This is a genomic window from Anaerococcus sp. HMSC075B03 (assembly GCF_001815585.1).
GTDB classification, from domain to species: domain Bacteria; phylum Bacillota; class Clostridia; order Tissierellales; family Peptoniphilaceae; genus Anaerococcus; species Anaerococcus vaginalis.
In genome coordinates, this window is sequence record NZ_KV821197.1 from 1 (window position 1) to 472 (window position 472).

Annotated in this window: 1 protein-coding gene; it reads right to left on the reverse strand. The window is 37.5% G+C overall.

Going from position 1 to position 472, the window contains the following annotated elements; genetic code table 11:
• A partial coding sequence (locus tag HMPREF3045_RS06685) for an SHIRT domain-containing protein (protein ID WP_257244382.1) occupies positions 1 to 472 on the reverse strand: 472 nt, incomplete at both ends.

Genomic DNA, 472 nt, shown 5'->3' on the forward strand with positions numbered 1-472 from the left:
ATGTTCCATCGTTTTCTGTATCTTTTACTTGTGTTTTTGTTGGAGCTGTTGGTGTTACTGTATCTCCATCTTTTTTGCCTGTTTGATCTTCTGGTGTTAGGTCTTTTACGACTTGTGGAAGATCTTTGCCTTCTGTTGCGGATACAAATTCGTGTGTTACATTGTATTTTTCTGGCTCTGGATCTGGTGTAAATTCCCATGTTCCTGTAACTTTTTCATCTTTGTTAGAGATTTCTACTTCATTCTTATCGTATGATTTGAATGCCCATGTTCCTTTGTTTACATCATCTCTATATTCTGCGTCTTTTCCTTTTGGAACTGGGGATGTTACTTTATCGCCTTTTACTTTGCCTGTTACTTCTTCTGGGGCTTTTTCTTTTAATGCTTCTGGTAATTCTACGCCTTCTGTTCCACTTACGTATTCGTAGGTTACTTTGTGTTCGTTTGGTGTGAATTTCCATTTTCCTTCGAA